Annotated in this window: 1 protein-coding gene; it reads left to right on the top strand. The window is 71.9% G+C overall.

Annotation, left to right across the window (positions count from 1 at the left end; genetic code table 11):
* A partial coding sequence (locus A2U95_RS09125; protein WP_166021673.1) for an ATP-binding cassette domain-containing protein occupies positions 1–855 on the top strand: 855 nt, incomplete at its 5' end.
* Positions 856–1,023: the final 168 nt, after the last annotated feature.

Here is a 1,023-nt window from a genome sequence, read left to right on the forward strand (position 1 = left end):
CTGCTCGGGCCGAACGGCGCCGGCAAGACCACCACGGTCAAGATCCTCTCCACCCTGATCTCCGCCGACGGCGGACAGGCCCAGGTCGCGGGCCACGACCTCACGACCGACGGCCAGGCCGTCCGGGCCGCGATCGGCGTCACCGGCCAGTTCTCCGCCGTGGACGGCCTGATCACCGGCGAGGAGAACATGCTCCTGATGGCCGACCTCCACCACCTCCCCAGGGCCGAAGGCCGCCGCATCACCGCCCACCTCCTGGAACGCTTCGGCCTCACCGACGCGGCCGGGAAACCCGCCTCCACCTACTCCGGCGGCATGAAACGCCGCCTCGACATCGCCATGACCCTCGTCGGCGACCCCCGCGTCATCTTCCTCGACGAACCCACCACCGGCCTCGACCCCCGCTCCCGCCACACCATGTGGCAGATCATCCGCGAACTCGTCACCGGCGGCACCACCGTCCTGCTCACCACCCAGTACCTCGAGGAGGCCGACCAGCTCGCCGACCGCATCGCCGTCCTCCACAACGGCCGCATCACCGCCGAGGGCACCGCCGCGGAACTCAAGCGCATCGTCCCCGGCGGCCACGTCCAGCTCCGCTTCACCGACCCCGCCACCCACCGGCGCGCCGCCGCCCTCCTCACCGACGCCACCTCCGACACCGACGCACTCACCCTGCGCACCCCCAACGACGGCAGCCCCCGCGCCCTGCGCACCCTCCTCGACCGCCTCGACACCGCCGGCGTCGAGGCCGCCGAACTCACCGTCCACACCCCCGACCTCGACGACGTCTTCCTCGCCCTCACCGACGACACCACCCCCGACGACCAGGCCACCAAGGAGGCCACGCGATGAGCACCCTCGCCCCCGCCCTGCGCGACAGCACCACCATGCTGCGCCGCAACCTCCTGCACGCCCGCCGCTACCCCTCCCTCACCCTCAACCTCCTCCTCACCCCGGTCATGCTGCTCCTGCTCTTCGTCTACCTCTTCGGCGACGTGATGAGCGCCGGCATCGGCGGCG

Origin of the sequence: Streptomyces chilikensis (assembly GCF_001642695.1) — a bacterium.
Taxonomy (GTDB): domain Bacteria; phylum Actinomycetota; class Actinomycetes; order Streptomycetales; family Streptomycetaceae; genus Streptomyces; species Streptomyces chilikensis.